Origin of the sequence: Paenibacillus konkukensis, from assembly GCF_023523925.1 — a bacterium.
GTDB classification, from domain to species: Bacteria; Bacillota; Bacilli; order Paenibacillales; family NBRC-103111; genus Paenibacillus_S; species Paenibacillus_S doosanensis.
In genome coordinates this window covers 457,333-480,585 of record NZ_CP027059.1, presented here as the reverse complement: position 1 = coordinate 480,585, position 23,253 = coordinate 457,333, and the positions used below count along the sequence as shown (strand labels likewise).

The following is a 23,253-nucleotide window of genomic DNA, read 5'->3' as shown; positions in this document are numbered from 1 at the left end:
ATTATCATTTTGTTTATGTCGGGTTTATGAACGTCATGCTGTTCGTACCGCATATTCTCATTCGAGACCGGTTCCACGGAGCGGTGATGAGCCTTATTATCGCCATCGTTTGCGGCACGACGGTTTCTATCGTAACGGCAGGATGCTTTCAGCGTTTTCCCGGGTTGGGGTTGCCGGAAATTTTTTATCGTTATTTTCCCAAGGGACTTGCCATCGCTCTCATCGCGTTGACCGCCTTGAGCTGGATGTCCGGGGGCATTCTCGTCGTTTACAGCTTTACGCGGACGATGGGGATGTTCTTCAACCCGGAGATGAACGAATTTTTGTTTCTGTTCATAATGGTTGTCGCTTGCATCTTTGCCGGCTCGCGGTCGTCGCGGTCCGTTCAATTTTCTCTAGAAATACTGCTTCTGCTAACCGCTCCGTTAGGTTTATTCATCCTGTACAAGGCCGTAACCGACCATTGGGTCAGCTGGGATGCAATGAGGGTAGTGGCCGGCTATGTGCATCAAGCGCCGACGTTTAAATCGATTGCGGCAGCGACCTTTCTGTTCAGCGGGTACCTCAATCTGTCGCTGTTCAATCGATTGAATCCTCCGGGATTCAAGTTGAAGCACCGCTGGGTCATTCCGATTGTGGGCGTGATCTTCGCCTTCTATACCTTCTTCATTCCGATCGGATTCCACGGCACGATGGCGGTAGAGCAGTACGTGTTTCTTTGGAGCATTACTGCGGATTCCATGATCATGCAATACGGATTCGTGCAGCGGGTGCTGTTTACGTTTCTCATTGTGTTCTCGTTTTTATCGCTCATGTTTGTCATGAATACGTTTCACAGTGCGATGGAGTTTTTTAAATCCTGCTCCCCGCGTCATCGGCCCAAAGCGGAGGAAATGCCCGTACCGAAGGCCAACTGGATTTATTGCGCAGTCTTCGGTGTATTGTCTTTCATTTATTGTTTTTGGGCCAACGAGCAAAAAAACCAATGGGCTACGGAGTGGTGGCTCATGATCCGGTTTTGTGTCGAAGTGTTCTTAATGCTGCTGCTGCTTATAATTGTATTCCTCGCTAGGAAGGACCCGAACGTTCGCGCCGCGAAAGGAGGTTCCGCCAATTACGGAAAGTAGGAGGAGGTGCCCTTCATGATCAGAGCGTTCATCGCTTTCCTGCTCTGCGCGCTTCTCGCGGGCTGCGGGATGAAGGATATCGACAAGCGCTTCTATGTCGTTGCGACGGGAGTCGATTGGAGCGGCAAGCCGGAGAAGCCTTTCCGGGTGTCGATCCGGCTGGCCATTACTTCGGCGAAGGTCGAAAGCGGTTCGTCCAAAACCCAGCTTCAATCGATTGAAGCGCCCTCGATCGCCGAGGGTATTCGCCATTTGAAATCGTTCGTGGACAAGGAGCTCGATTTCGGGCACTGCCGCGTATTCGTGATGGGCAAATCGCTGCTGGAGCACGGAGATCCCGAATCGATGACCTGGTTTGTCCGCAGACGGGATATCCAGGCGATCAGCTACGTCGGCGTCGGTGATCCGGACGCTTTGTCGGTGCTGAAGATTACGCCGAAATCGGAACGGTATCCCGGCAATGCCCTGACCCTTACGTTCGGCAACGAAGGCTCCGAATCTCCTTATACGGTAACGACCTACTTCTTCGACCTGGTGCGGAGGCATTTCGAAAGGGGAATGGACCCGGTGCTCCCGGTCATTCGCAGCAACGGCGATACTTATGCGATCGACCGCGCTTTATTTATGGATAAGAAGCGAATGCGTCTTATTCTGACCCCGGAGGAGACGCTGTTATATAATATGACGGCCAATCAATATTCCAAATCCGAGCTGAAAATGCCTTACGGCAATAAGCGGATCGTGCTCACCGTCAACCAAGCCCGGACCAAGGTGAAGATCAGCCGGGACGACGTACCGCAGGTGAGGATGGACGTCCAGGTATCGGGCATTTTGGAAGAGAGTCCTCCGAACGTATTGGAGCGGGACTGGGAAGGAATTGAGCGCAAGCTGGGCCAGCGGTTCTCCCGCGAAGTCGAGAAGTTGCTGTACAAAATCCGCGATGCGGAGGTCGATCCATACGGCTTCGGGCTTCGGTATTTGTCCACTTATTTCGGCGATCAAAACGATTATAAGCATTGGCAGTCCGTCTATCCCGACGTTCAGTTTAAAGTAACTACCCGTGTCAAAATATTGGGACCCGGCGTCGTCCGCTAACCGCCGGAAAAAAAGCAGAAAGGGGAGCAAATCATGTCCGACTTTATGCCGGTGCCGCTGAAGGAAGATCCGCCGCCGTCACATGCGGTTGATTGCCGGAGATGCGAGCTTGCCAATCAACGTCAACGAGTGATTTGGGGCGAAGGGACGCCCGGGGCGCCCATTTTTATCTTGTTAGATAACCCGGGAATGCGAGAGGATGCCGAAGGGAATCCGTTCGTATGCGGCACGCGCGAAGCGCTGCAGCAAGGGATGTATGAAGCCGGATTGGCGCCCGAGAAGGTCTATGTTAGCTTTCTCCTGAAATGTCGTCCTAGACGGGCTTACAATAAACCGCTTGCCAGGGAGACTTGTTTCCCTTATTTCCAGTATCAGCTCTCGGTAAGCAAGGCCTCTCTGCTTCTGGGCTTGGGGAACACGGTTGTGCAAACGCTATTTCCTCATGATGAGAGCGACGTAAAAAGCTTGAGAGGAAGGTGGCATGACTTTCAAGGGATTCCCATTGCTTTCTCCTACCATCCGTTGGCGGTACGCCGAAGACCGGCGCTTCAGAAGTATTTGGCGGAAGACCTGCGGTTCGTTGTTCGCAAAGCCAAGGAAATGAGCCTTATATAAAAAATGAACGGGCTCGGGTCGGCAAGCTTTCGGCAGCAATTTCCCGTGATGCGCTTCAATGCATAACCGTGTTACAATAGATGGCAGCGGTTTACATTGTGGCGAGGAGAGGTTATCGATTATGAAGCGTATACGATTTGGCATCATCGGCTGCGGCAATGTAACGGAAGTGAAGAGCGGCCCCGGCTTTCAGAAAGCCGAGCATTGCGAGCTCGTCGCCGTTATGCGGCGAGACGCCGCGCTTGCGGAGGACTATGCCCGGCGGCATGGCGTGCCGCGCTGGTATGCCGACGCCGGGGAGCTGATCGGCGATCCCGACGTCGATGCGGTGTATATCGCAACGCCTCCCGGTTCGCATCTTGAGTATGCGCTGGCGGTGGCGAAGGCCGGCAAGCCGGTCTATGTAGAGAAACCGATGGCGCTCAGCGGCGAGGAGTGCAGCCGGATGATCGCGGCCTGCCGCGAGGCGCAAGTGCCGCTGTATGTAGCTTATTACCGGCGGGCGCTGCCGCGGTTTCTTAAAGTTAAGGAACTGCTCGAAGCAGGAGCGATCGGCGATGTTCGCTATGCGGCGATGGTGCAGTACCAGCCGGCTCCGCAAGCGAAGGAAGGAGAGATCCCTTGGCGGCTGCAACCGGAGCTTTCGGGCGGAGGGCTCTTTTTCGATCTGGCCAGCCATACGCTGGACTTGTTTGATTTTCTGCTCGGGCCTATCGCCGAAGCCAAAGGGATCGCATCGAATCAGCAGGGACAGTATGCCGGAATCGAGGACATTGTCACAGCGACATACCGGTTTGAGAGCGGTGTGCATGGCATTGGCAGCTGGTGCTTCTCGGCATTTGCGAGGGAGGATCGCAACGAGATTGTCGGCTCGCTGGGCAAACTGAGCTTCTCCACCTTCGGTCATGAGCCGATTCGGCTCGACACGGCGGACGGAACGCAGCTGTTTCCGTTCGAACCTCCGCAGCATATTCAGCAGCCGCTGATTCAGACGGTCGTGAACGATTTGCTGGGCTTCGGCGTCTGTGCCAGTACAGGAGAATCGGCCGCTCGCACGAACCGGGTGATGGATGAGCTTGTTAAGGGATTTTATTCGCCGCAGAGTTGAGTGTGAAGCTTGCGCGCGGATAGAGGAAGAAGACCTTTTCCGAATGGCCGGAGAAGGTCTTCTTCTTTTCTAGGCCGGGCCTGGAGCCGACCGCTTCGAAATGTTGTCGAACCGTTGTGAAAGTAGGCTTGCGTTGATGCCGTGCCGCCTCAGCGTCCTCCGGCCGCTTCATCCGCCGCCTTCGCCCGCGGCGCAATACGCTTGAAAGCCAGCCGCAATATCGGCGGTACGGCAAAGTAGATGAACCAGGTCCGAAACAGCTGGTAGCAGCTGACGACCGCAATATCGGCGTCGATCTCCTTGGCTATAATCCCCATTTGATCCATACCTCCGGGCGCCATGCTCAGAAAGGCCGTGGCGGAGGATACGCCGTGCAGCTGGGTCAGCAGCGCGCTAAGCCCGAGCGAACCGAGGATCAGCACGGCGCCGCTAAGGAACGATAAGCTGATGACGCGGAATTTGTTCGTCAGACTTTCCGGGCGAAGCAGCAGCCCGACGTAGGTGCCGATCAGCAGCTGCGAAACGTCCAGAAGACTGGCTGGCAGAGCCGGGCCGGGCACTCCCGCCACATGAAGAATCGCCGTAGCGATCATCGGTCCGAGCAAGTAGGCGGAAGGGAAACGGATTTTCTTTGCCAGCATGGCAAATGCAACACAGACGACGGCGAACAGCAGAATGCCCGGGAACAAATCCTCCCATCGTCCGAACGCTCCCGAAGAGACGCTGATGTCCTGATGATTGCCTCCGAAGAGCGGACTGAAGACGAGCAGCGGCACGCAGAAAATAATCATGATGACCCGCGACACCTGCAAAAACGTCATGACCGTCAGGTCGATTCCTTCGGTTTCCTCTGCAAGAAGAATCATCTGCGACAAGCCGCCGGGAACGCTCCCCATCAGCACCGTCGGCAGCGGAAGCCCCGACACCTTCGCGACGCCATAACCGATCAGCGCGCTGAACAGAAGCAGCAGCACCGTCATCAAAATCATGGTCGGCAATTGCCGGCCCATCTCTTTCAGCGTCTCCATCGTAAACGACAGGCCGATCGAATAACCGATAATAATCATCGCCGTATCGCGCAAGTAACTGGGCCATAACGGCTTGATCGTCTTCAGCAGCCGCGCCCCCAGCAAGGAAAAAACCATCGGTCCGAGCAGCCAGGGCAGCGGCGAATGAATCAGCGTGAACAGCGCTCCGCCCGCAAGCGCCAGGGCAAGAGTGACCAGAAACCGGATCATGATCGGCCGGCCAGTTCGGCCAGCCGGCGGTTTGCGTCGCCCTGAATAAGTCCGCCGTGATAGCAGACGATGTTCTCGACATCGAAGGACGTGAATTTTTTGAGCGATTGCAGAGCTTGATCCATATTCGGCGTGTAGGGAGGGTTAGGCCCTTTCAACTCGCCGTCTTCGGCGACCGTGGCGTCTCCTGTGATCAGCGTCTTGCTCCGCTGGTGGTACAAGCTGATATGGCCTGGCGTATGTCCCGGCGTATGAATAACCGTCAGGCCGCCTGCGATCGGCAGCGTGTCGCCGTCCGCAACGATGCGAGTTACGTTGGGAGCGGCCGGATGAAGGAATATCCGCTCGAATGAACCGCGTACCGATTCGGTCATTTGTGCAAGGAGCCCGGCCATTCTCTCCGGCGTCATCTTGATCATCGGCAGCGTGCCGTCAATGGCGCCCTTGTCGTCTTCATGGGCATAAACCGCCGGAGTCCCTTCCTCTGAAGTCAGAAACTCGGGCAGGCCACCGATATGATCTATATCCTGGTGCGTCAAAATAATCGAAAGAAGCGGCAAATCCCGGCCTATGGCCTGTTTCGCCAATTCACGAATCGCCGGTGCGGATCCCGGAACGCCGGTATCGATCAATATCCAGCCGTTCTCATCGTACAAAATCGTAGGGCATAACGCCGCCGACCCCTTTGTTAAATCCAACATCTCAATACCTTGTGCAATTCGCATGTACATGCCGATACCTGACCTTATAAGGATGTCGTAAGACAGGACCGGCCACCTCCTTTATCTGATGGAATGGGCCGAAACTTATGAGTTCATTATAGAACTAGCTAGTTTTTTGGTCAATGGGAAAACGTTGACGCGCATCTTGTCTCATGTCAAGATATGAGGAAGGGGGAATGACGATGGAAGACGCGAAAAAAGCGAAAGTTTTGCAAACGGCCATCGAACTGTTCCGGTTGAAGGGGTACAGCGCCGCTTCCATGCAGGATATTGCAGAAGCGTGCGGCATGGCCAAGGCCAGCATTTATAAATTTTTTGCTTCCAAAGAAGAGCTGTTTACGGCTGCGTTTGTCGTATGCCATCAGACATTGCTGGATCAGGCGGGCGCACTCGATCGAGTGGGAGCCGAACTGAATCTGTCTCCCAAAGAAAAGCTGCGGCGCAAAATCGAGCTCCAACTGCTATATACGGTGGAAAATCATCTGTTTATGATCGATTTCAAAGAGCTGCCCATCGCCGCCAACGAACAGTTCATCGCGGCCTGGAAGCGTAAGAAAGCCGCGCTGCAGACTTGGCGCCGCGAGCTGCTTATCGATGCGTACGGGGAGAAAATCATCCCCTATATTTGGGATGTGGTCGCTATTTTCCGCGGCATTCATATCGAATATTTAAGCTACGTCCAGCAAAAAGTCATCGCGCTGCCGATGTCGGAGCTGGCGGCTTTCATCGTCGACCGGATGGACGCCTTGGCCGAGGATCTGATCCGGACGGCGCCGAAGCCGGTGATCGACGAACGCAGTATGCCTTTCAATTACTTAAATCCCAGCGATGCTCCGGCGCGCCAGGCGACGGTTCAGCAGCTGATCGCCTGCATGGCCGGCCGGATCGGCGAGCTGTCGAAGCCGGAAGACGAGCGGGAAGAGCTGCTTAAAGTCGCGGCGATGCTCGGTGAGCAGTGCGAGCGGCAGCCTTCTGACAAAACGCTCATTCGGGTGCTTGCGTCTTACTTGGATGCGATTCCCGAGCTTCGTTCGCATATACGCCAATTAAAGTATTTGTTGTCATGAGCTCGGCTAACCATTTTATAGTTGCAAGCGTATACCTGATCGAAGGTGTGCGCTTTTTTTATTGTTTAGGAAATGATGCGCAGCCATATCCTGTGGATATCCGTGGTCTCCCCCGAAAGTAAAGTCTACCCATAGAACGATCCCAGAGGAATTACGGAAGAACGGGGCGGGAACCGTTTGTGATTTCCATGAGCGGCCAACCTGCTTTTGACCTTTTGCCCCGTTCAGTTTGGCAAAAACACAAACCGTGAGAATAAACTTGAATATCATGGTATGGCTTAGGCTTATTTTAGAACAGATCGAGGTGAATTCATGACGACTCAACTGGAAAATAGAATCATAAACAGCAGCTTTGAGGCGGGGTTGGCATCATGGACCGCCGTGAACACCGGTTTAAGCCCGATTAGCAAAGAAGGGCTAAGCAGCGCGGAGCTGCTGGGCGGAAATTTTGCCTCGTCTCTCCAGCAGAACGTTGCAGCCAGTCCGGGCGAGGGCTTATACTTTTCGGTCAGCCTCGCCAAGTCGATGCCTGGGGAAAGTCCGGCTATTTCCATATTGGTGGATTATTTGGACGCCGCTTTTAACTTGGCAAGCTCCGCCGTCGTTTTTACAATTCCCCAAGGTTATTTCACGGATTTCAAAGTCGTTGACTGGAATGTGTTCGAAGGAGTGACAACGGAAGCGCCTTTAAATACAGCATATGCGCAACTGACGATCACGCGGGCTCCGTTAACGGGAGCGAGCGGAATTCTTGTAGATGAAGTTGTGCTGATGGCTGCTGTCAGCACAGGTGCAATAGGTGCAACGGGGGCGACAGGAGCGACGGGTGCGACGGGCGTCACGGGGGCGACTGGGGCAACAGGAGCCACAGGTGAAACGGGAGTTACTGGAGCAACGGGAGTAACAGGAGCGTCAGGTGCAACGGGGGCCGTGGGATCGACAGGAGTGACAGGTGCCACGGGTGCAACAGGCGCAATGGGTGCGACAGGTGCCGCGGGAGTGACGGGGGCTACCGGAGCGACAGGCGCAACGGGAGCGACAGGTGCAGCAGGAGCCACAGGGGCTACCGGAGCGACAGGCGTCACAGGAGTGACGGGCGAAACCGGGACTACAGGTGCCGCGGGAGTGACGGGTGCAACAGGAGCCACAGGTGAAACGGGAGCCGCAGGCGAAACAGGAGCTACGGGTGCGATTGGGGCAACAGGAGCGACAGGAGTCACGGGTGAAACGGGAGCGACAGGTGTCACGGGTGCGATTGGGGCAACAGGAGCGACAGGAGTCACGGGTGAAACGGGAGCGACAGGTGTCACGGGTGCAACTGGGGCAACAGGAGCGATGGGAGCCACGGGGGCTACGGGCAAAACAGGTACAACAGGAGCCACAGGAGCAACGGGAGCGACAGGAGCTACGGGTGAAACTGGAGCAACAGGAGCTACGGGCGCAACGGGAGCCACGGGTGCGACCGGCGAAACCGGAACCACAGGTGCCGCGGGAGTGACGGGTGCAACAGGAGCCACAGGCGCAACAGGTGTCACGGGTGCAACTGGGGCAACAGGAGCGATGGGAGCCACGGGGGCTACGGGCGAAACAGGTACAACAGGAGCCGCAGGAGCAACGGGAGCAACAGGAGCTACGGGCGCAACGGGAGCCACGGGTGCGACCGGCGAAACCGGAACCACAGGTGCAACGGGAGTGACGGGCGAAACCGGGACCACAGGTGCCGCGGGAGTGACGGGTGCAACAGGAGCCACAGGAGCCACAGGAGCGACAGGCGAAACAGGAGCCACAGGTGTCACGGGGGCCACAGGAGCGGCAGGCGTCACAGGAGCCACGGGTGCGACAGGTATCACGGGTGCAACAGGAGCCATAGGCGTCACGGGTGCAACAGGTACAACGGGAGCGACAGGAGCTACGGGCGTCACGGGTGCAACTGGGGCAACAGGCGTAACGGGAGCGACCGGTGTTACGGGTGCAACAGGTGCGACGGGCGAAACCGGGTCAACAGGCGCAACGGGAGCGACAGGTGCAGCGGGAGCCACAGGGGCTACCGGAGCGACAGGCGTCACAGGAGCCATGGGAGAAACCGGGGCCACAGGTGTAACAGGTGAAACGGGAGTTACTGGAGCAACCGGGGCAACAGGAGCGACAGGCGTCGCAGGTGCAACTGGGGCAACAGGAGCTACGGGCGCCACAGGTGCAACTGGGGCAACAGGAGCCGCAGGCGCAACGGGAGCGACAGGAGCTACGGGTGAAACTGGAGCAACAGGAGTAGCAGGCGCAACAGGAGCTACGGGCGTCACAGGAGTGACGGGTGCAACAGGAGCGACGGGTGCGACAGGTGCGACGGGAGCTACAGGTGTCACGGGTGCGACGGGCGAAACCGGAGCCACAGGTGCAACAGGAGCCACGGGGGCTGCGGGAGCGACAGGTGAAACGGGAGTCATGGGGGCTACGGGTGAAACAGGAGCAACAGGAGCTGCAGGCGAAACAGGAGCGACGGGTGCGACGGGGGCAACAGGAGCCACAGGCGTAACAGGAGCCGCAGGCGCAACGGGAGCGACCGGTGTTACGGGTGTCACGGGAGCGACAGGCGTCGCGGGAGTGACGGGCGAAACCGGGTCAACAGGCGTCACGGGTGCCACTGGGGCAACAGGTGCAACGGGAGCGACAGGAGCTACGGGCGTCACAGGTGCCACCGGGTCAACAGGCGTGACAGGTGCAACGGGCACAATAGGGGCTACCGGAGCGACAGGCGTCACAGGAGTGACGGGCGAAACCGGGACCACAGGTGCAACGGGAGTGACGGGTGCAACAGGTGCCGCGGGAGTTACGGGTGCCACCGGGGCAACAGGTACAACGGGAGCGACGGGCGCCACAGGGCCTACAGTTACGCAGCAAGGCTTCTCCGCATTTATTTCAACAGCGACCATTTCCGCCAGCGGGCAGCTCGCGGGATGGACGGTCGCTTCTCCCTATTACAATACAAGCGGATTTGATCCAGCGTCCGGTAATTTTACAGTGCCTGGCACAGGCACCTATTCTATTAAAGCCACCATTAATTATTCCACATCAGCGGCGATTTCGGCATCGCTCGGCTCCGGAGTGAATCCCGGGTTTATTGTACGGAGGACATCGGCCACGGCAACGAATCTGATAAGCGGGCTTTTCCCGCTGCTGAATGTCAACGTTGCGCTGGTGCTTACTCTAAGAGCCATTTTGGGAAATGGAACGATTACATTGGCTGGAGACGTACAGCTCAATGCGGGTGATGTCATCAATCTTTACTATGATAGCGGAGGATTGACGGTTGCAATTAATTTGGGCGGCGTCAACAGCGGGGGAATCGTATTCTCCGTCCACAGATTATCTTAATACCGGCATAATCCAAGAGGCCTCGTTCCTGTAATACAGGAATCGAGGCTTTTTGGATTGAAAGTCAGGCGATTTGCGTTATGATGATTCTCACCCTGGATACAGTGTTCGCCGTAATGTTGTTAACTTGAAGAATGCTCGGCGAAATCCCCGCAGTGGTGACGATGGAAATACCGACAGCAAGTTCGGGGTTTGGATTTGAAGTCATTTGGTTGACCGCTTCACTGCCTGGAACCGGACTGCCGTTCAATAATAAGTTTGCCTGCAAATTGCGCCCGACGCCCGGCACGCCTTCGAACGTGTATACAACCTGATAAGTATGCCCGGGAGCGAGAAGGATGTCCGCGGTATCCGGCAGATGGCTGATTGCCAACCCGTTAATGGAATAATTCGTTGTTAACGGTACCGGTGAAAAGCCCGCAAACGTTCCGACGAATCCAATATCCGCGTTGTTTTCGGTGACGGCGGTTCCCGGGGGGCCTGTAGGGCCGGCGGGTCCGGTCGCTCCCGCCTCACCTGTCGGTCCGGTCGGCCCCGGCGGTCCTCCCGCAGGACCTGTCGCTCCGGTCGCTCCCGTGGCTCCCGTCGGGCCGACCGTGACCGGCGTACGAAGTATGCTGTCCAGGTTATCGCTTAGAATCCATTCTTTCTGGATGATCGTTTGGATCGTATTCGACACGCTGTTATTGACGGCAAGAAGATCGTCTATGCTCGCCGCTGGCGACAAGCCCGGCAAGGTGCCAAGCACATATTGCAGTTTTTCCCCTTCCGCATTCAAAATATGACTGAGGCCCAGCTCCTCAAAAGCGATGGAGGATAAAAGCAAATTGATCGCCTGTTCTCTCGTTATAGAAATGGAAGGAGTTATATTCGGAAAGTTTGCTTGCGACACGGTCATTAGCTCCTTTCATTGATAAAGGATGGTGAACAAAGAGCGGAGGGACCATTTGAATCTGGAAAAACGTTAGCGTTCGCCTAAGAAAACGAATGTTCTTCATAGAAAAAGGAACAACCATCCAAAAATCCGATTTCAGCTCGATTGGAAACTTCTATCAAGCAACTCTTTCTGACAGAATCCTAAACGGGGAAGAAAACGCCGGCTGCACAGGCGAAAGCTTCTTCCGCTCGCCGCCCGACCCGGATTTCTTGAGAGGACTGGTCCGAAGATCGGCGGAAATCCGGGAATTAAAGCTATCTAATATCTAACTATATTCGGGCCCGCTTTCTTAGGTGTTCAACTTCGGCGACAGAGGCGCAGGGATGTCTGTTATTGGTTAAATATTGCCCTTGAAGATATGGAAAGCGGATTGAAGACGCGGCGGGGTCATATTTTATTTTTTCTGTTTTTATTTTTGTTTATTTTTGAATTTATAGTATCCAAAGAGAAACAGATATGATAAGATGTAAACAAACATAAATCAACATTCATCTGGAGGTATAAATCAATGGTACAAAGTTTATGGGATGCATCTAAAGCAGCAGAGCTTACGACAGGTCTTGAACAACTGGTTTATCGCTCGAATCTTATCGGTACGGATCGCCGCGTTTGTAACTACGGCGGCGGGAATACCTCCAGCAAGACGGTCGTTAAGGATTTCCGCGGCCGCGACATCGAAGTGATGTTCGTCAAAGGCAGCGGCTCCGACCTGGCGACGATGAAGGCGTCTAACTTCACCGGCTTGCGCATGGACGACATTCGTCCTCTGTACGAAAAAGACGACATGTCCGATGAAGATATGGTCGCTTATTTGGCCAACTGCATGATCGACGCCAAGCATCCGCGCGCTTCCATCGAAACGCTGCTTCACGCATTTCTTCCGTTCAAACACGTAGACCATACTCACCCGGATTCGATCATCAGCCTGTGCTGCGCGGATAACGGCAAAGAAATCGCCCGCGAAATTTTCGGAGATCGCTTCGTTTGGGTTCCTTATATTCGCCCCGGCTTCAAATTGTCCAAAATGATCGCGGAAGGCGTAAGAAACAATCCGAAGGCAGAGCTTGTTCTTATGGAGAAACACGGTTTGGTTACTTGGGGAGAAACTTCTGACGAAGCTTACGCGCAAACGATCAAAATCATTACCGAAGCGGAAAGCTTCATCGAATCCCGCATTAACGAGAGCCGCGTATTCGGCGGCGTGAAGCACGGCGCCTTGACGGCCGAAGAGCGCAGAAGCGTCGCAGCGCAAGTGATGCCGACGATCCGCGGCGCGGTAAGCGATGCGAAGAAAATGATCCTTTCCTTCGACGACGCCGAAGACGTGCTGCAATTCGTAGGAGGACAAGACTCCGCCAAGCTTTCGCAGGTCGGCGCAGCTTGCCCGGATCACCTCGTTCATACGAAGGTCGTTCCGTTGTTCATCGACTGGACTCCGAACGCAGAAGATATCGACGGATTGAAAGCGAAGCTGAAAGAAGGCATTGCCGCATATAAAGAAGAATATAAAGCTTACTTCGAGCGCAACAAAAATGAAGGCGACGTCATGTTCGAAGCGGCGCCGCGCGTTATCCTTATCCCCGGCGTCGGCATGATCAACACCGGCAAGAGCTGGGTTATGTCCCAAGTAAGCGGCGCGCTGTACCATCGCGCAATCGCGGTGATGAGAGGCGCTACGGCTCTCGGTCAATTCGTTTCCCTCAGCGAGAACGAATCTTACAACGTCGAATACTGGCCACTTGAGCTTTACAAGCTGTCCCTGGCTCCTGCGGAAGCGGAGTTCTCCCGTCAAGTCGCTTTCATCACCGGCGGAGCGGGCGGTATCGGAAGCGAAACGGCACGCCGTCTGGTTTCCGAAGGCGCGCATGTCGTGCTGGCCGATCTTAACCTGGAAGGCGCCGAGAAGGTCGCGGCGGAAATCAACGAGAAATTCGGCGAGAACCGCGCTCTTGCCGTGAAAATGGACGTAACGAGCGAAGAGATGATCAAAGCCGCTTACGCGCAAACGGCGCTTACTTACGGCGGCGTCGACATTATCGTCAATAATGCGGGTCTCGCAACCTCCAGCCCGTTCGACCAAACGTCGCTGAAAGAATGGAATTTGAACATGAACGTGCTCGGAACAGGATACTTTCTCGTTGCCCGCGAAGCGTTCATTATTATGAAAGAACAAGCGGTCGGCGGCAGCATGGTGTTCGTCGGCTCCAAGAACTCGGTGTACGCCGGCAAAAACGCAACGGCCTACAGCGCGGTCAAAGCGATGGAAGCTCATCTTGCGCGCTGCATCGCCGCAGAAGGCGGAGAATTCGGCATCCGCGTCAATACGATTTTGCCGGACGCAATTTTGCAAGGCTCGGCGATCTGGAACGGAAGCTGGCGCAACGAACGCGCCGCCGCTTACGGCATCGAGCCGGATCAATTGGAAGAGTACTACCGCAAGCGTACGACCTTGCTCGTTAACATTTATCCTCGTGACATTGCCGAAGGCATCGCGTTCTTCGCTTCCTCGAAATCGGCGAAAACGACGGGCTGCATGCTGACGATCGACGGCGGCGTACCTGCTGCGTTCACTCGCTAATCATCTATAAATGACGAGTTTCATTTAAAGGAGGATTTGCCATATGCCAACGGCTACAGGGGAAAAAGTATGGATTATTCCTGACGGTTATATTCCGGAGCACAGCTCCGGAACGTTAACCAGCCATGAATCGATTTGCGTGCTTAACACCGCTTCGGAGGATGCCCATCTGACCATCACGATTTTCTTCGAGGACCGCGATCCGCTGGAGAATATCGCCGAGGTCGTCGCGGCCCGGCGCACGAAGCATATACGCACAAGCTCTTTGGCCAAGGAAGGGACGCCGATTCCGGTCGGCGTTCCTTATGCCATCGAAGTGAAGAGCGACATTCCGGTTATTGTGCAATACAGCCGTTTGGACGCAACTCAGGCTGAGAACGCCCTTATGTCCGTTATCGCTTATCCGATCAAATAAAATACGTTAAAAGGAGCTGTACAAATGGATAAAAACGTTGCGGCCAATTATGAATTGGCAAAAGAGCTTTATGCAGCCCACGGCATTGACGTCGATCAAGTGCTGAAGCAGCTGGAACAAATTAAAATTTCCATGCACTGTTGGCAAGGCGACGATGTAAGAGGCTTTTTGAACCGCGATCAGGATTTGACCGGCGGCATTTCCGTAACCGGCAATTATCCCGGAGCGGCGCGCACTCCCGAAGAGCTTCGCGCGGACCTGGAGAAAGCGTTCTCGCTGATTCCCGGCAAGCATAAGGTGAATCTTCACGCGATCTATGCCGATACAGATGAGAAGGTGGAGCTGGATGAGCTTCAGCCGAAGCATTTTGACAAATGGGTGGATTGGGCCAAGGAGCAGGGCTTGGGTCTGGATTTCAATCCGACTTGCTTCTCTCATGAGAATTCCAAGGACGGCTTCACGTTAAGCCATCCCGATCCGGCGATCCGTAAGTTCTGGATCGACCACTGCAAAGCGTCCAGAAAAATCGGCGCCTACTTCGGCGAGCAGCTCGGTCAAACCTGCGTAACCAACGTCTGGGTACCGGACGGCTTCAAGGATGTTCCGGCGGACCGCCTGGCGCCTAGACAGCGTCTGAAATCCGCATTGGACGAAGTGTTCGCGGAAGAACTGAACCCGGCGTATAACCTGGATGCGGTAGAAAGCAAGCTGTTCGGCCTCGGTTCCGAAGCGTATGTCGTAGGCTCGCATGAGTTTTATATGGGCTACGGCCTTCAAAATAATAAATTAATCTGTTTGGATGCGGGCCATTTCCATCCGACGGAAGTGATTTCCAATAAGTTATCTTCCCTGTCCCTGTTCGCCGACGGTATCCTGCTTCACGTAAGCCGCCCTATGAGATGGGATAGCGATCACGTGGTTACGCTGGACGACGAGCTGATCGATATCGGCCGGGAACTGGTTCGCGGCGATTTGCTAGGCAAAACGCATATCGGTCTGGACTTCTTCGACGGCAGCATCAACCGTGTAGCCGCTTGGGTTATCGGTACGCGCAACACGATCAAAGCGCTGCTGCGGGCGATGCTCGATCCGGTGGAAGCTTTGAAGAAAGCCGAGCTGGAAGGGGATTACACGACTCGTCTGGCTTTGACGGAAGAATTCAAATCGTATCCTTTCGGCGCCGTATGGGATTACTACTGCGCATCCAAAGGCGTTCCTGTGCGCGAGGAATGGCTGTCCCAAGTGAAAGCGTACGAGCAAGAAGTGCTGCTCAAACGCGGCTAATTAACGGATAAGGGTGATATCCTTGGGAAACATTATCGCTTTTGATCTGGGGGCCAGCAGCGGCAGAGCGATGCTGGGCCGCCTGATAGACGGCAAGATTGAAATTACGGAGCTTCATCGCTTTTCCAATGATCCGGTGCAGGTGGGCGACCGCCTGCATTGGGATATTTTGCGGTTATACCATGAAATCAAGCAGGGATTGCTAAAGGCCAAAAATCAAGGAATCGAATTGGACAGCATCGGGATCGATTCCTGGGCGGTCGATTTCGGCTTTATCGGAGCGAACGGCGAGCTGGTCGGCAATCCTTACCATTATCGGGACCGGCATACGGATCATACGATGGAGAAGCTGTTCGCGCAGCTCCCTGCGTCGGAGATTTTTAAACGAACCGGCATTCAATTTCTTCAGTTTAATACGATCTTCCAGCTGTTTGCGCTTAAACAGGCGAACTCGCCTTGGCTTCAGGAAGGCAACCGCTTCCTGATGATTCCGGATTTGCTCCGGTATTTCCTGACGGGAGAAATGCATAACGAGTTTTCCAACGCTACGACGACGCAGCTGTTCAACCCTGTGAAGGGCACTTGGGATCAAGAGCTTCTTCAGCAGCTCGGCTTTCCGGAATCATGGTTCTGTGAAGTGCTGCAGCCGGGAAGTCCGGCAGGGAAGCTGCAAGAGTCCGTATGCGAAGAGCTCGGCATTCCGTCCATTCCCGTCTATGCCGTAGCAGAGCATGATACGGGATCGGCCGTAGCGGCGGTGCCGGCAACCGACCGTTCCTTCGCTTACTTGAGCTGCGGAACATGGTCGCTCATGGGAACTGAGGTTCAGGAGCCGGTCATAAACGATATGGCGCAGCAGTTTAACTTCACCAATGAAGGCGGCGTCGAAGGCACGTACCGCCTGCTGAAAAACATTATGGGACTGTGGATTCTCCAGGAAAGCCGCCGCGAATGGGAGAAGGCAGGGCAATCGTATACCTTCCCCGAGCTCGTGCAGCTGGCGGGGGCGGCCAAACCGTTCGGCGTATTCATCGATCCCGATCATCCGATGTTTCTGGCTCCCGGAGACATGCCCGCCCGTATCACCCAGTATTGCCGCGAAACGGGACAGCAGGCGCCGGAGACGGCAGGAGAAATCGTTCGCTGCATTTTGGAAAGCTTGGCTTTGAAATACCGGTTTGTGTTCGAAATGACCGAACGGCTGTCGAATCAGACGTTGAACGGCCTGCATATGGTCGGCGGCGGCATTAACAATACGCTGCTCTGCCAATGGTCGGCCAATGCGATCGGCAAGCCCGTATGGGCGGGGCCTTCGGAAGGCAGCGCTATCGGCAATATGGCCGTGCAGTGGATCGCGCAAGGCGTGTTCAAGGACATCTGGGAAGCGCGCCGCGTTATCCGCGACTCGTTCCCAGTCGAAGAGTACATGCCGGAAGAGCAGGAGCAGTGGTCCGCGGCTTATGAACGATTCGTTAAGCTGACGGGAATTGCACAATAGTGAAAAGGAGCACCTTATGCTAGTTGCGGAGCGTTACGAGAAAATTGTAAGTTTGGTTAACCAAAGAGGCGCAGTAAGAGTTTCCGAGCTTAGCGAGCTGTTCCAGGTTACGGAGGAGACGATTCGCCGCGACCTGGACCGTTTGGAGCAGGCGGGGCGTTTGACTCGTTCCCATGGCGGGGCAGTCAGCATCAAGGACGACCAGCAGCCGGAGATCCCTTACTTTGAACGGGAAATCGCCTATGCCGAAGAGAAGAAGAGAATAGCCCAGGCCGCGATCGAGCGGATCGGCGAGCGAGACCGGATTCTTCTTGATGCCAGTTCTACGGCTTGGTACATGGCGGCGGAAGTTCCCGATCTTCCTCTGACCGTCCTTACCAATTCGATCAAGGTCGCAACGGAGCTGAGCAATAAGGAGAAGATTGAAGTGATTTCGACGGGCGGCCGGCTGGCTCAGCGTTCCTTATCTTTCGTCGGGCCGCTGGCCGAACGTTCTCTCGATACTTATCACGTGGATAAAGTGTTTTTGTCCTGCAAAGGCGTACATTTAGATCGCGGCATCAGCGAATCGAACGAGCTGCAAGCCCGAATCAAAGAACGAATGATCGGCATCGCGGACGAAGTGATTCTGCTCGTCGATTCGAGTAAATTCGGCGTGCAGTCGTTTACGCAAGTCGCCGATCTATCCGAAATCGACGTCATCATTACGGATCGCCGCATCGCCAAGGAAACGGTAGATCAGCTTGAGGACCGCGGAATTACCGTTATTACCGTTTAATGAAATCTTCGAATACCAGCGGCCGGCCAGAGGAAAACTTCTGGCCGGCCGCTTTTTCCTTTAATCGGAGACTTAGCTCCCGACGTACTGGAACGGGTTTGGTATATGGCTTCAGCTAGTGGTATGATGATGTTGTTGGAGCGCCAACAATACATACCGAATCGGATTCCGAAAGCAGGGAGCATGATTGGACACTTTGAATTATCGCATCAGCGGCGAGTGGGACGAAGAGCGCTGGAACGAGGCGGAGCGGATCTACGAGCAGGCGTTTCCTCACGAAGGCAGGAAGAGCCGCGCGATCATCCGCCGCATGTTTGAAAGACGGATGTGCCAGCTGCATACCGTAGCCCGAGGCGGGGAACTCGCCGGAATGGCTTTAACCGGTATCGATAAGCAGGCGAGAGCCGTGATCATCGATTATTTGGCGGTTCGCCGCGATGTGCGCGGTACGGGAATCGGCCGTTCGCTGCTGGGCCATATCAAGCAGTGGGCGCGCGCCGAGGCGGATGCCAAGGGGATTATCGTCGAAGTGGAATCCGAGCCTACGGAGGAGAACAAGCGGCGTATCCGCTTCTGGGAAGCGAACGGCTTCCAGCTTACTTCGTATGTGCATCAATACATTTGGGTGCCCGAGCCTTATCAGGCGATGTACTGCAGCTTCAGCGAGACGGACCGGCTGCCGGAGGACGGCAAAGCGCTGTTTCGCAGCATAACCCGTTTCCACGAAAAGGCGTACCGCCGTACATAATCTAGATGCTTTCGCATGCGCAATCAGCGGTTTTCGCCACCCTTCTGAAAAATAATCATAAAGAAACAAGGTGACATGATGAGCGATCATAGATCAATAACCGGCGCAGGATGGAACTTCGACAACAGCTATGCGCGGCTGCCGCAAACTTTTTTTACGCTGCTCGCTCCTACCCCCGTACGATCGCCGGAGCTGCTGGCGCTGAACCGGGCGCTGGCGGCGGAGCTGGGCTTGGACGCCGAAGCTTTGCGAAGCGAGGAAGGAGCCGCCGTGCTGGCCGGCAACACGATTCCCGAGGGCGCTGCGCCGCTCGCGCAAGCTTATGCGGGGCATCAGTTCGGGTATTTAACGATGCTGGGGGACGGTCGGGCGATCCTGCTCGGCGAACAAATAACGCCCCGGGGTGACCGGTTCGACATTCAGCTGAAAGGCCCCGGCCGGACCCCGTATTCCCGCAGCGGCGACGGCAGAGCGGCTGTCGGACCGATGCTGCGCGAATATATCATCAGCGAGGCGATGCATGCGTTGGGGATTCCTACGACCCGCAGTCTGGCGGTGACGGCGACCGGACAGTCCATTATGCGCGAGACCGAGCTGCCTGGTGCGGTTCTGACCCGCGTGGCCGCCAGCCATCTGCGCGTCGGCACGTTTCAATACGCTGCCGGCAGGGGGACGCAAGAGGAGCTTCGCGCCTTGGCCGATTACACCCTGCGCAGGCATTTCCCGGAAGCGGAGGCGGACGATAACCGCTATCTCGCCCTGCTGCGGGGAGTGATCGGAAGGCAGGCCGCGCTGATCGTCAAATGGCAGCTTGTCGGCTTCGTTCACGGGGTTATGAACACCGATAACATGGCGCTTAGCGGGGAGACCATCGATTACGGCCCGTGCGCTTTTATGGATGCCTACGACCCGGCGACAGTATTCAGCTCCATCGATCGTCAAGGGCGATACGCTTACGGCAATCAGCCCCAGATCGCCGCGTGGAACCTGGCGCGCTTCGCCGAAACGCTGCTGCCGCTGCTGCACAGCGACGAGGAACGAGCCGTCAAGCTGGCCGAGGATGCGATTGCCGAGTTTCCGAAGCAGTTTCAGCGCGGCTGGCTTGCCGGCATGAGAGCGAAGCTGGGGCTTTATAACGAAGAGCCGGAGGACGAAGCCCTTATTCAAGATCTGCTCATTCTAATGGAGAAGCATCATGCGGACTTTACGAATACGTTCCGCGCATTGACCTTGGAGAAGCCGGAGGATACGGCATGTTCCGGCGCTGAAGGATTTACCGAGTGGCATGAGCGGTGGCAGGCAAGACGCGCTCGCCAGCAGGAGACGAAGGAAGACTCGCTTCGCCTGATGAGAAGCAGCAATCCTGCGGTCATTCCCCGCAACCACCGGGTTGAAGAAGCGCTGGAAGCGGCGGAGCGGCATGGAGACGTTACCGTAATGGAGAGGCTTCTGGAAGCTCTCGCCGACCCTTATTCGTATTCTCCCGAACAAGAGGAATACGCTGCACCTTCGGTGCCTTCAAGCTATCCTTATCGAACTTACTGCGGTACTTGAAGCAAACGCCGCGGCTGACGGAACCGCATATGCTTTACACACGGAGTGCCGAACTGGAACCAGTTGCGGCACTCCGTTTTTTTGGCTCCGTTCGCCCCAGAGTTCAGGAATCATTCACCAATTATGGATGCCGGATACATGCTTTAGCGTATAATGGGAATTGGAACGGTTATTTGAGCGGCTATTTGGGGAGGTGTTTTCATTGCGCTTTGGCGTATTTATTTTGACGATAGCTGTTGCATTGGCGGCTTGCGCCCGCGAGCCTTTGCGGGATAACGTAACGCAAGAGAACGTGAAGCCGATCGAAGCGACGGCAGGAATGGTAGTATACCATCACGGTTATGACAATATGGACCGCGGACATCATGAATACGATAACGTCGATGTCGTCGTAGATCCAACCTATTACCAAGCGAATCCGGTTCAACGAGGGGACGTTGTCTATTATCAAAATCCGAAAAAGGGCGGCGCAACCGACAATGGGAGCGAGAAGGAGATTTCGAGAATTGTCGCCTTACCCGGAGAGAGCATCCGTATAGATAAGGGACAGATTTACATCGATGGAAGAAAACTGGATACCTTTTACGGCCAAGCGCGCCGGCTTGGAATGAATGTACAGGAGCTGCAGGAGGCTTCCGGCCGGCCCGGTCTGGCCGACAATATCCGCGAGAATTTCAAAACGAATGTGAAGTTTATTCTGGAGAGCGAAGAAGCGAGCAAGCAGCCGATTCGAATACCGGATGGACAATATTACCTTATTGGGGACGATTGGTTTCGAAGCGCGGACAGCCGGCATTTCGGAACGATTCCGCAAGAAAGCATCCTGGGCAAGGTCATCGGTTATAAACCGTATTGTTTTATTATAACCGAATCTTCCCGCTGCAGCGCCGCGGCTTCATCAGTATAATGGGAGGGTAGCAGGACCAATCCAATATGAAACGGGTGTTGATTATGAAAACAACTTTGACGTCCATCGCCAAGCCGACACGGAGGGCGACTATACTTTAACCCTCCGTCATATGGAGGAGAACCGTTTGAATTCTCGAACCAAGAAGTTTTTGTCTTATTACAAGCCCTACTTAGGTTTGTTCTGGGCCGACATGGCCTGCGCATTCGTCGTTTCCGCGATTACTCTGATTCTGCCTTTATGCGTCAGGTACATTACTATATATGTGTTGGAAGCGAGCCAGCCCGGCGCGCTGAAGAAGATTTATATGATGGGCGCCGTTATGCTCGCTCTGATTGCCGTTCATACCGTGTGCGACATATTCATTTCCTACAAGGGACACAGGATGGGGGCGATGATGGAAAGCGATATGCGCAGCGAGCTGTTCGATCATTATCAGAAGCTGTCCTTCAGCTTTTATGACGAGCATAAAACAGGCCAGCTCATGAGCCGGGCCACGAACGACATTTTGTCGCTGGCGGAATTGTATCATCACGGGCCCGAGGATATTGTCATTTCGGCGCTCAAATTGATTGGCGCGCTCGCCATTTTGTTCACGATCGATGTGAAGCTTACGCTGATTGTCTTTTTATTTCTGCCTGTGATGGCGGTTTATGCATGTTATTTGAACAAGCGGATGAATGCCGCGTTAAGAAGAACCAAGGAGCGGATCGGCGATATCAACGCCCAGGTGGAAGATACGCTGGCAGGCATTCGAGTGGTCAAATCGTTTGCCAACGAGCAGGTGGAACGGCAGAAATTCGCTTGCGCGAACGAGCGTTTCGTTCAAAGCCGAAGCGAAGGCTATAAGAGCGAAGCCTATTTCTTCGAAGGCATGAATGCGTTCACGCATCTCATTACGACGGCCGTGGTCGTCTTCGGAGGAGCCGCGATCGTGGGGGCTTCATTGGAAATGGCCGATCTGCTGACTTATATTTTATGCGTCGGCATCCTTATCGAGCCTATCAAGCGGCTGGTTAATTTCGCCCGGCTGTATCAGGAAGGCATAACCGGGTTCGACCGGTTTATGGATATGCTGGAGATCGAGCCGGATATTCATGATGCCAAGGACGCGGAGGAGCTTACGGACGTTCGGGGGCATATTGCGTTCCGCGATGTCAGCTTTAAGTATAAAGAAGATTACGGCCATGTTCTGAAGCATGTCACGCTCGATATTCAGTCCGGGGAATACGTCGCCGTCGTCGGGCCTTCGGGCGCAGGCAAATCGACGCTCTGCTCGTTAATTCCGCGCTTCTACGAAGTCAGCGAGGGGACGATTCTTCTTGACGGCCGCGACATCCGGAAGATCGGCTTGCGCTCGTTAAGAAAGCACATCGGCGTCGTTCAGCAGGACGTTTATTTGTTCGCGGGCTCGGTTCTGGACAATATCCGTTACGGCAACATGGAGGCGACCAGGGAAGAGATCCTCGAAGCGGCCAAGCAGGCAAACGCCCATGAGTTCATTATGGAGCTGCCGCACGGATACGATACGGATATCGGGCAGCGCGGCGTGAAATTATCCGGCGGGCAAAAGCAAAGATTAAGCATCGCCCGCGTGTTCCTGAAAAATCCGCCGATTCTTATTCTCGATGAAGCGACGAGCGCACTGGATAATGAAAGCGAGCGGGCCGTGCAGGATTCGCTGGAGAGACTGACCCGTCATCGCACGACGCTGGTTATAGCCCATCGCTTGTCCACGGTCCGAAACGCGCAGCGAATCGTTGTATTGACGGACAGCGGAATTGAAGAGCAGGGAACGCACGAACAGCTGCTTGCCCGAAGCGGCGTTTACGCTAATTTACACCATATGCAGCTTAGAATGTAGGGCAGAGCTGCCGTGCGGACAGCTGAAATGAAACAAAAAATCGAACTTTCAAAAAAAATGTTTACCGAACCGCGGATATTTGGTATTATTATCGCAAACACGTTCAAATGCGATGATGAGAAGAGTAGATAAATGAAATTCTTTTGCAGAGAGCTCCGGCAGCTGAAAAGGAGTAAAGATTTCTTTATTGAAAAAAGGCTCAGAGCAGCACATCGGAACCGGATCAGGATGGGGATGGTGCGCCAGGAGCTCCTGTTACAGAGCTAGAGTATAAGCATTACAGCGTAATGCCGTACTTGAAGAGGCGAATATGGCGACATATTGGCGAATCTGGGGTGGTACCGCG

General features: G+C 54.9%; 19 protein-coding genes and 1 other annotated feature (1 of these 20 only partly in view). Of the genes, 16 read left to right on the top strand and 3 right to left on the bottom strand.

The features are described from left to right. Positions 1 to 26: 26 nt before the first annotated feature. The 4 genes from SK3146_RS02005 to SK3146_RS01990 all read left to right on the top strand — a co-directional run bounded on the left by SK3146_RS02005 (position 27) and on the right by SK3146_RS01990 (position 3,945). Complete coding sequence (locus tag SK3146_RS02005; protein ID WP_249863486.1) at positions 27 to 1,127, top strand: hypothetical protein; 1,101 nt, start codon at positions 27 to 29, stop codon at positions 1,125 to 1,127. A 15-nt stretch (positions 1,128 to 1,142) separates the two neighbouring features. After that, positions 1,143 to 2,222 (top strand): Ger(x)C family spore germination protein, encoded by a 1,080-nt coding sequence (locus tag SK3146_RS02000; protein WP_249863485.1) that lies wholly within the window; start codon positions 1,143 to 1,145, stop codon positions 2,220 to 2,222. A gap of 33 nt (positions 2,223 to 2,255) precedes the next feature. After that, complete coding sequence (locus SK3146_RS01995) at positions 2,256 to 2,837, top strand: uracil-DNA glycosylase (protein ID WP_249863484.1); 582 nt, start codon at positions 2,256 to 2,258, stop codon at positions 2,835 to 2,837. 121 nt (positions 2,838 to 2,958) lie between these two features. Next, the gene (locus SK3146_RS01990) at positions 2,959 to 3,945 is read left to right on the top strand and encodes a Gfo/Idh/MocA family protein (RefSeq protein WP_249863483.1); all 987 of its coding nucleotides are present in this window, start codon (positions 2,959 to 2,961) and stop codon (positions 3,943 to 3,945) included. A gap of 149 nt (positions 3,946 to 4,094) precedes the next feature. On the opposite strand, the gene SK3146_RS01985 is transcribed toward SK3146_RS01990, so the two are convergent. Next, on the bottom strand, positions 4,095 to 5,183 hold the full coding sequence (locus SK3146_RS01985) for an AbrB family transcriptional regulator (RefSeq protein WP_249863482.1): 1,089 nt from the start codon (positions 5,181 to 5,183) through the stop codon (positions 4,095 to 4,097). Then, positions 5,180 to 5,884 carry an MBL fold metallo-hydrolase gene (locus SK3146_RS01980; RefSeq protein ID WP_249863481.1) on the bottom strand — a complete coding sequence of 235 codons (705 nt, stop codon included), beginning with the start codon at positions 5,882 to 5,884 and terminating at the stop codon, positions 5,180 to 5,182. Before SK3146_RS01980 ends, SK3146_RS01985 begins: the two co-directional genes overlap by 4 nt. 203 nt (positions 5,885 to 6,087) lie before the next feature. Here SK3146_RS01980 and SK3146_RS01975 point away from each other — a divergent pair, with 203 nt between their 5' ends. Further along, a complete protein-coding gene (locus SK3146_RS01975) occupies positions 6,088 to 6,972 on the top strand; it encodes a TetR/AcrR family transcriptional regulator (RefSeq protein ID WP_249863480.1) in 885 nt (294 codons plus the stop codon). 381 nt (positions 6,973 to 7,353) lie between these two features. After that, on the top strand, positions 7,354 to 10,344 hold the full coding sequence (locus tag SK3146_RS01970) for an NTTRR-F1 domain (RefSeq protein ID WP_434006854.1): 2,991 nt from the start codon (positions 7,354 to 7,356) through the stop codon (positions 10,342 to 10,344). Positions 10,345 to 10,408: 64 nt separating this feature from the next. On the opposite strand, the gene SK3146_RS01965 is transcribed toward SK3146_RS01970, so the two are convergent. Next, positions 10,409 to 11,236: an alpha-helical endospore appendage domain-containing protein gene (locus SK3146_RS01965; RefSeq protein ID WP_434006853.1), complete on the bottom strand. Its 828-nt coding sequence runs from the start codon at positions 11,234 to 11,236 to the stop codon at positions 10,409 to 10,411. Positions 11,237 to 11,331: 95 nt separating this feature from the next. Between SK3146_RS01965 and SK3146_RS01960 the strand changes: the two genes are divergently transcribed. From SK3146_RS01960 to SK3146_RS01915, 10 genes are all read left to right on the top strand, one after another. Beyond that, entirely contained in the window at positions 11,332 to 11,550 is a 219-nt protein-coding gene (locus SK3146_RS01960; protein ID WP_249863477.1) for a hypothetical protein, read from the top strand. Between the two features lie 239 nt (positions 11,551 to 11,789). Beyond that, positions 11,790 to 13,859, top strand: coding sequence for a bifunctional aldolase/short-chain dehydrogenase (locus SK3146_RS01955; protein WP_249863476.1), 2,070 nt, complete (start codon positions 11,790 to 11,792; stop codon positions 13,857 to 13,859). Positions 13,860 to 13,902: 43 nt separating this feature from the next. Then, positions 13,903 to 14,274, top strand: a complete 372-nt coding sequence (locus SK3146_RS01950; RefSeq protein WP_249863475.1) for a sensory rhodopsin transducer — start codon at positions 13,903 to 13,905, stop codon at positions 14,272 to 14,274. 24 nt (positions 14,275 to 14,298) lie between these two features. Continuing rightward, entirely contained in the window at positions 14,299 to 15,558 is a 1,260-nt protein-coding gene (gene rhaA / locus SK3146_RS01945) for an L-rhamnose isomerase (protein WP_249863474.1), read from the top strand. Positions 15,559 to 15,628: 70 nt separating this feature from the next. After that, on the top strand, positions 15,629 to 17,056 hold the full coding sequence (locus SK3146_RS01940; RefSeq protein ID WP_249866150.1) for a rhamnulokinase: 1,428 nt from the start codon (positions 15,629 to 15,631) through the stop codon (positions 17,054 to 17,056). Between the two features lie 16 nt (positions 17,057 to 17,072). Further along, entirely contained in the window at positions 17,073 to 17,834 is a 762-nt protein-coding gene (locus tag SK3146_RS01935; protein WP_249863473.1) for a DeoR/GlpR family DNA-binding transcription regulator, read from the top strand. Between the two features lie 187 nt (positions 17,835 to 18,021). After that, a complete protein-coding gene (locus tag SK3146_RS01930; protein WP_249863472.1) occupies positions 18,022 to 18,582 on the top strand; it encodes a GNAT family N-acetyltransferase in 561 nt (186 codons plus the stop codon). A gap of 78 nt (positions 18,583 to 18,660) precedes the next feature. Then, the gene (locus SK3146_RS01925) at positions 18,661 to 20,136 is read left to right on the top strand and encodes a protein adenylyltransferase SelO (RefSeq protein WP_249866149.1); all 1,476 of its coding nucleotides are present in this window, start codon (positions 18,661 to 18,663) and stop codon (positions 20,134 to 20,136) included. Between the two features lie 202 nt (positions 20,137 to 20,338). Beyond that, positions 20,339 to 21,043 (top strand): signal peptidase I, encoded by a 705-nt coding sequence (gene lepB, locus SK3146_RS01920; RefSeq protein WP_249863471.1) that lies wholly within the window; start codon positions 20,339 to 20,341, stop codon positions 21,041 to 21,043. Positions 21,044 to 21,170: 127 nt separating this feature from the next. Continuing rightward, on the top strand, positions 21,171 to 22,907 hold the full coding sequence (locus SK3146_RS01915) for an ABC transporter ATP-binding protein (RefSeq protein ID WP_249863470.1): 1,737 nt from the start codon (positions 21,171 to 21,173) through the stop codon (positions 22,905 to 22,907). Positions 22,908 to 23,010: 103 nt separating this feature from the next. Further along, positions 23,011 to 23,253 (top strand) — a binding site (T-box leader); it runs 23 nt beyond the window's last position.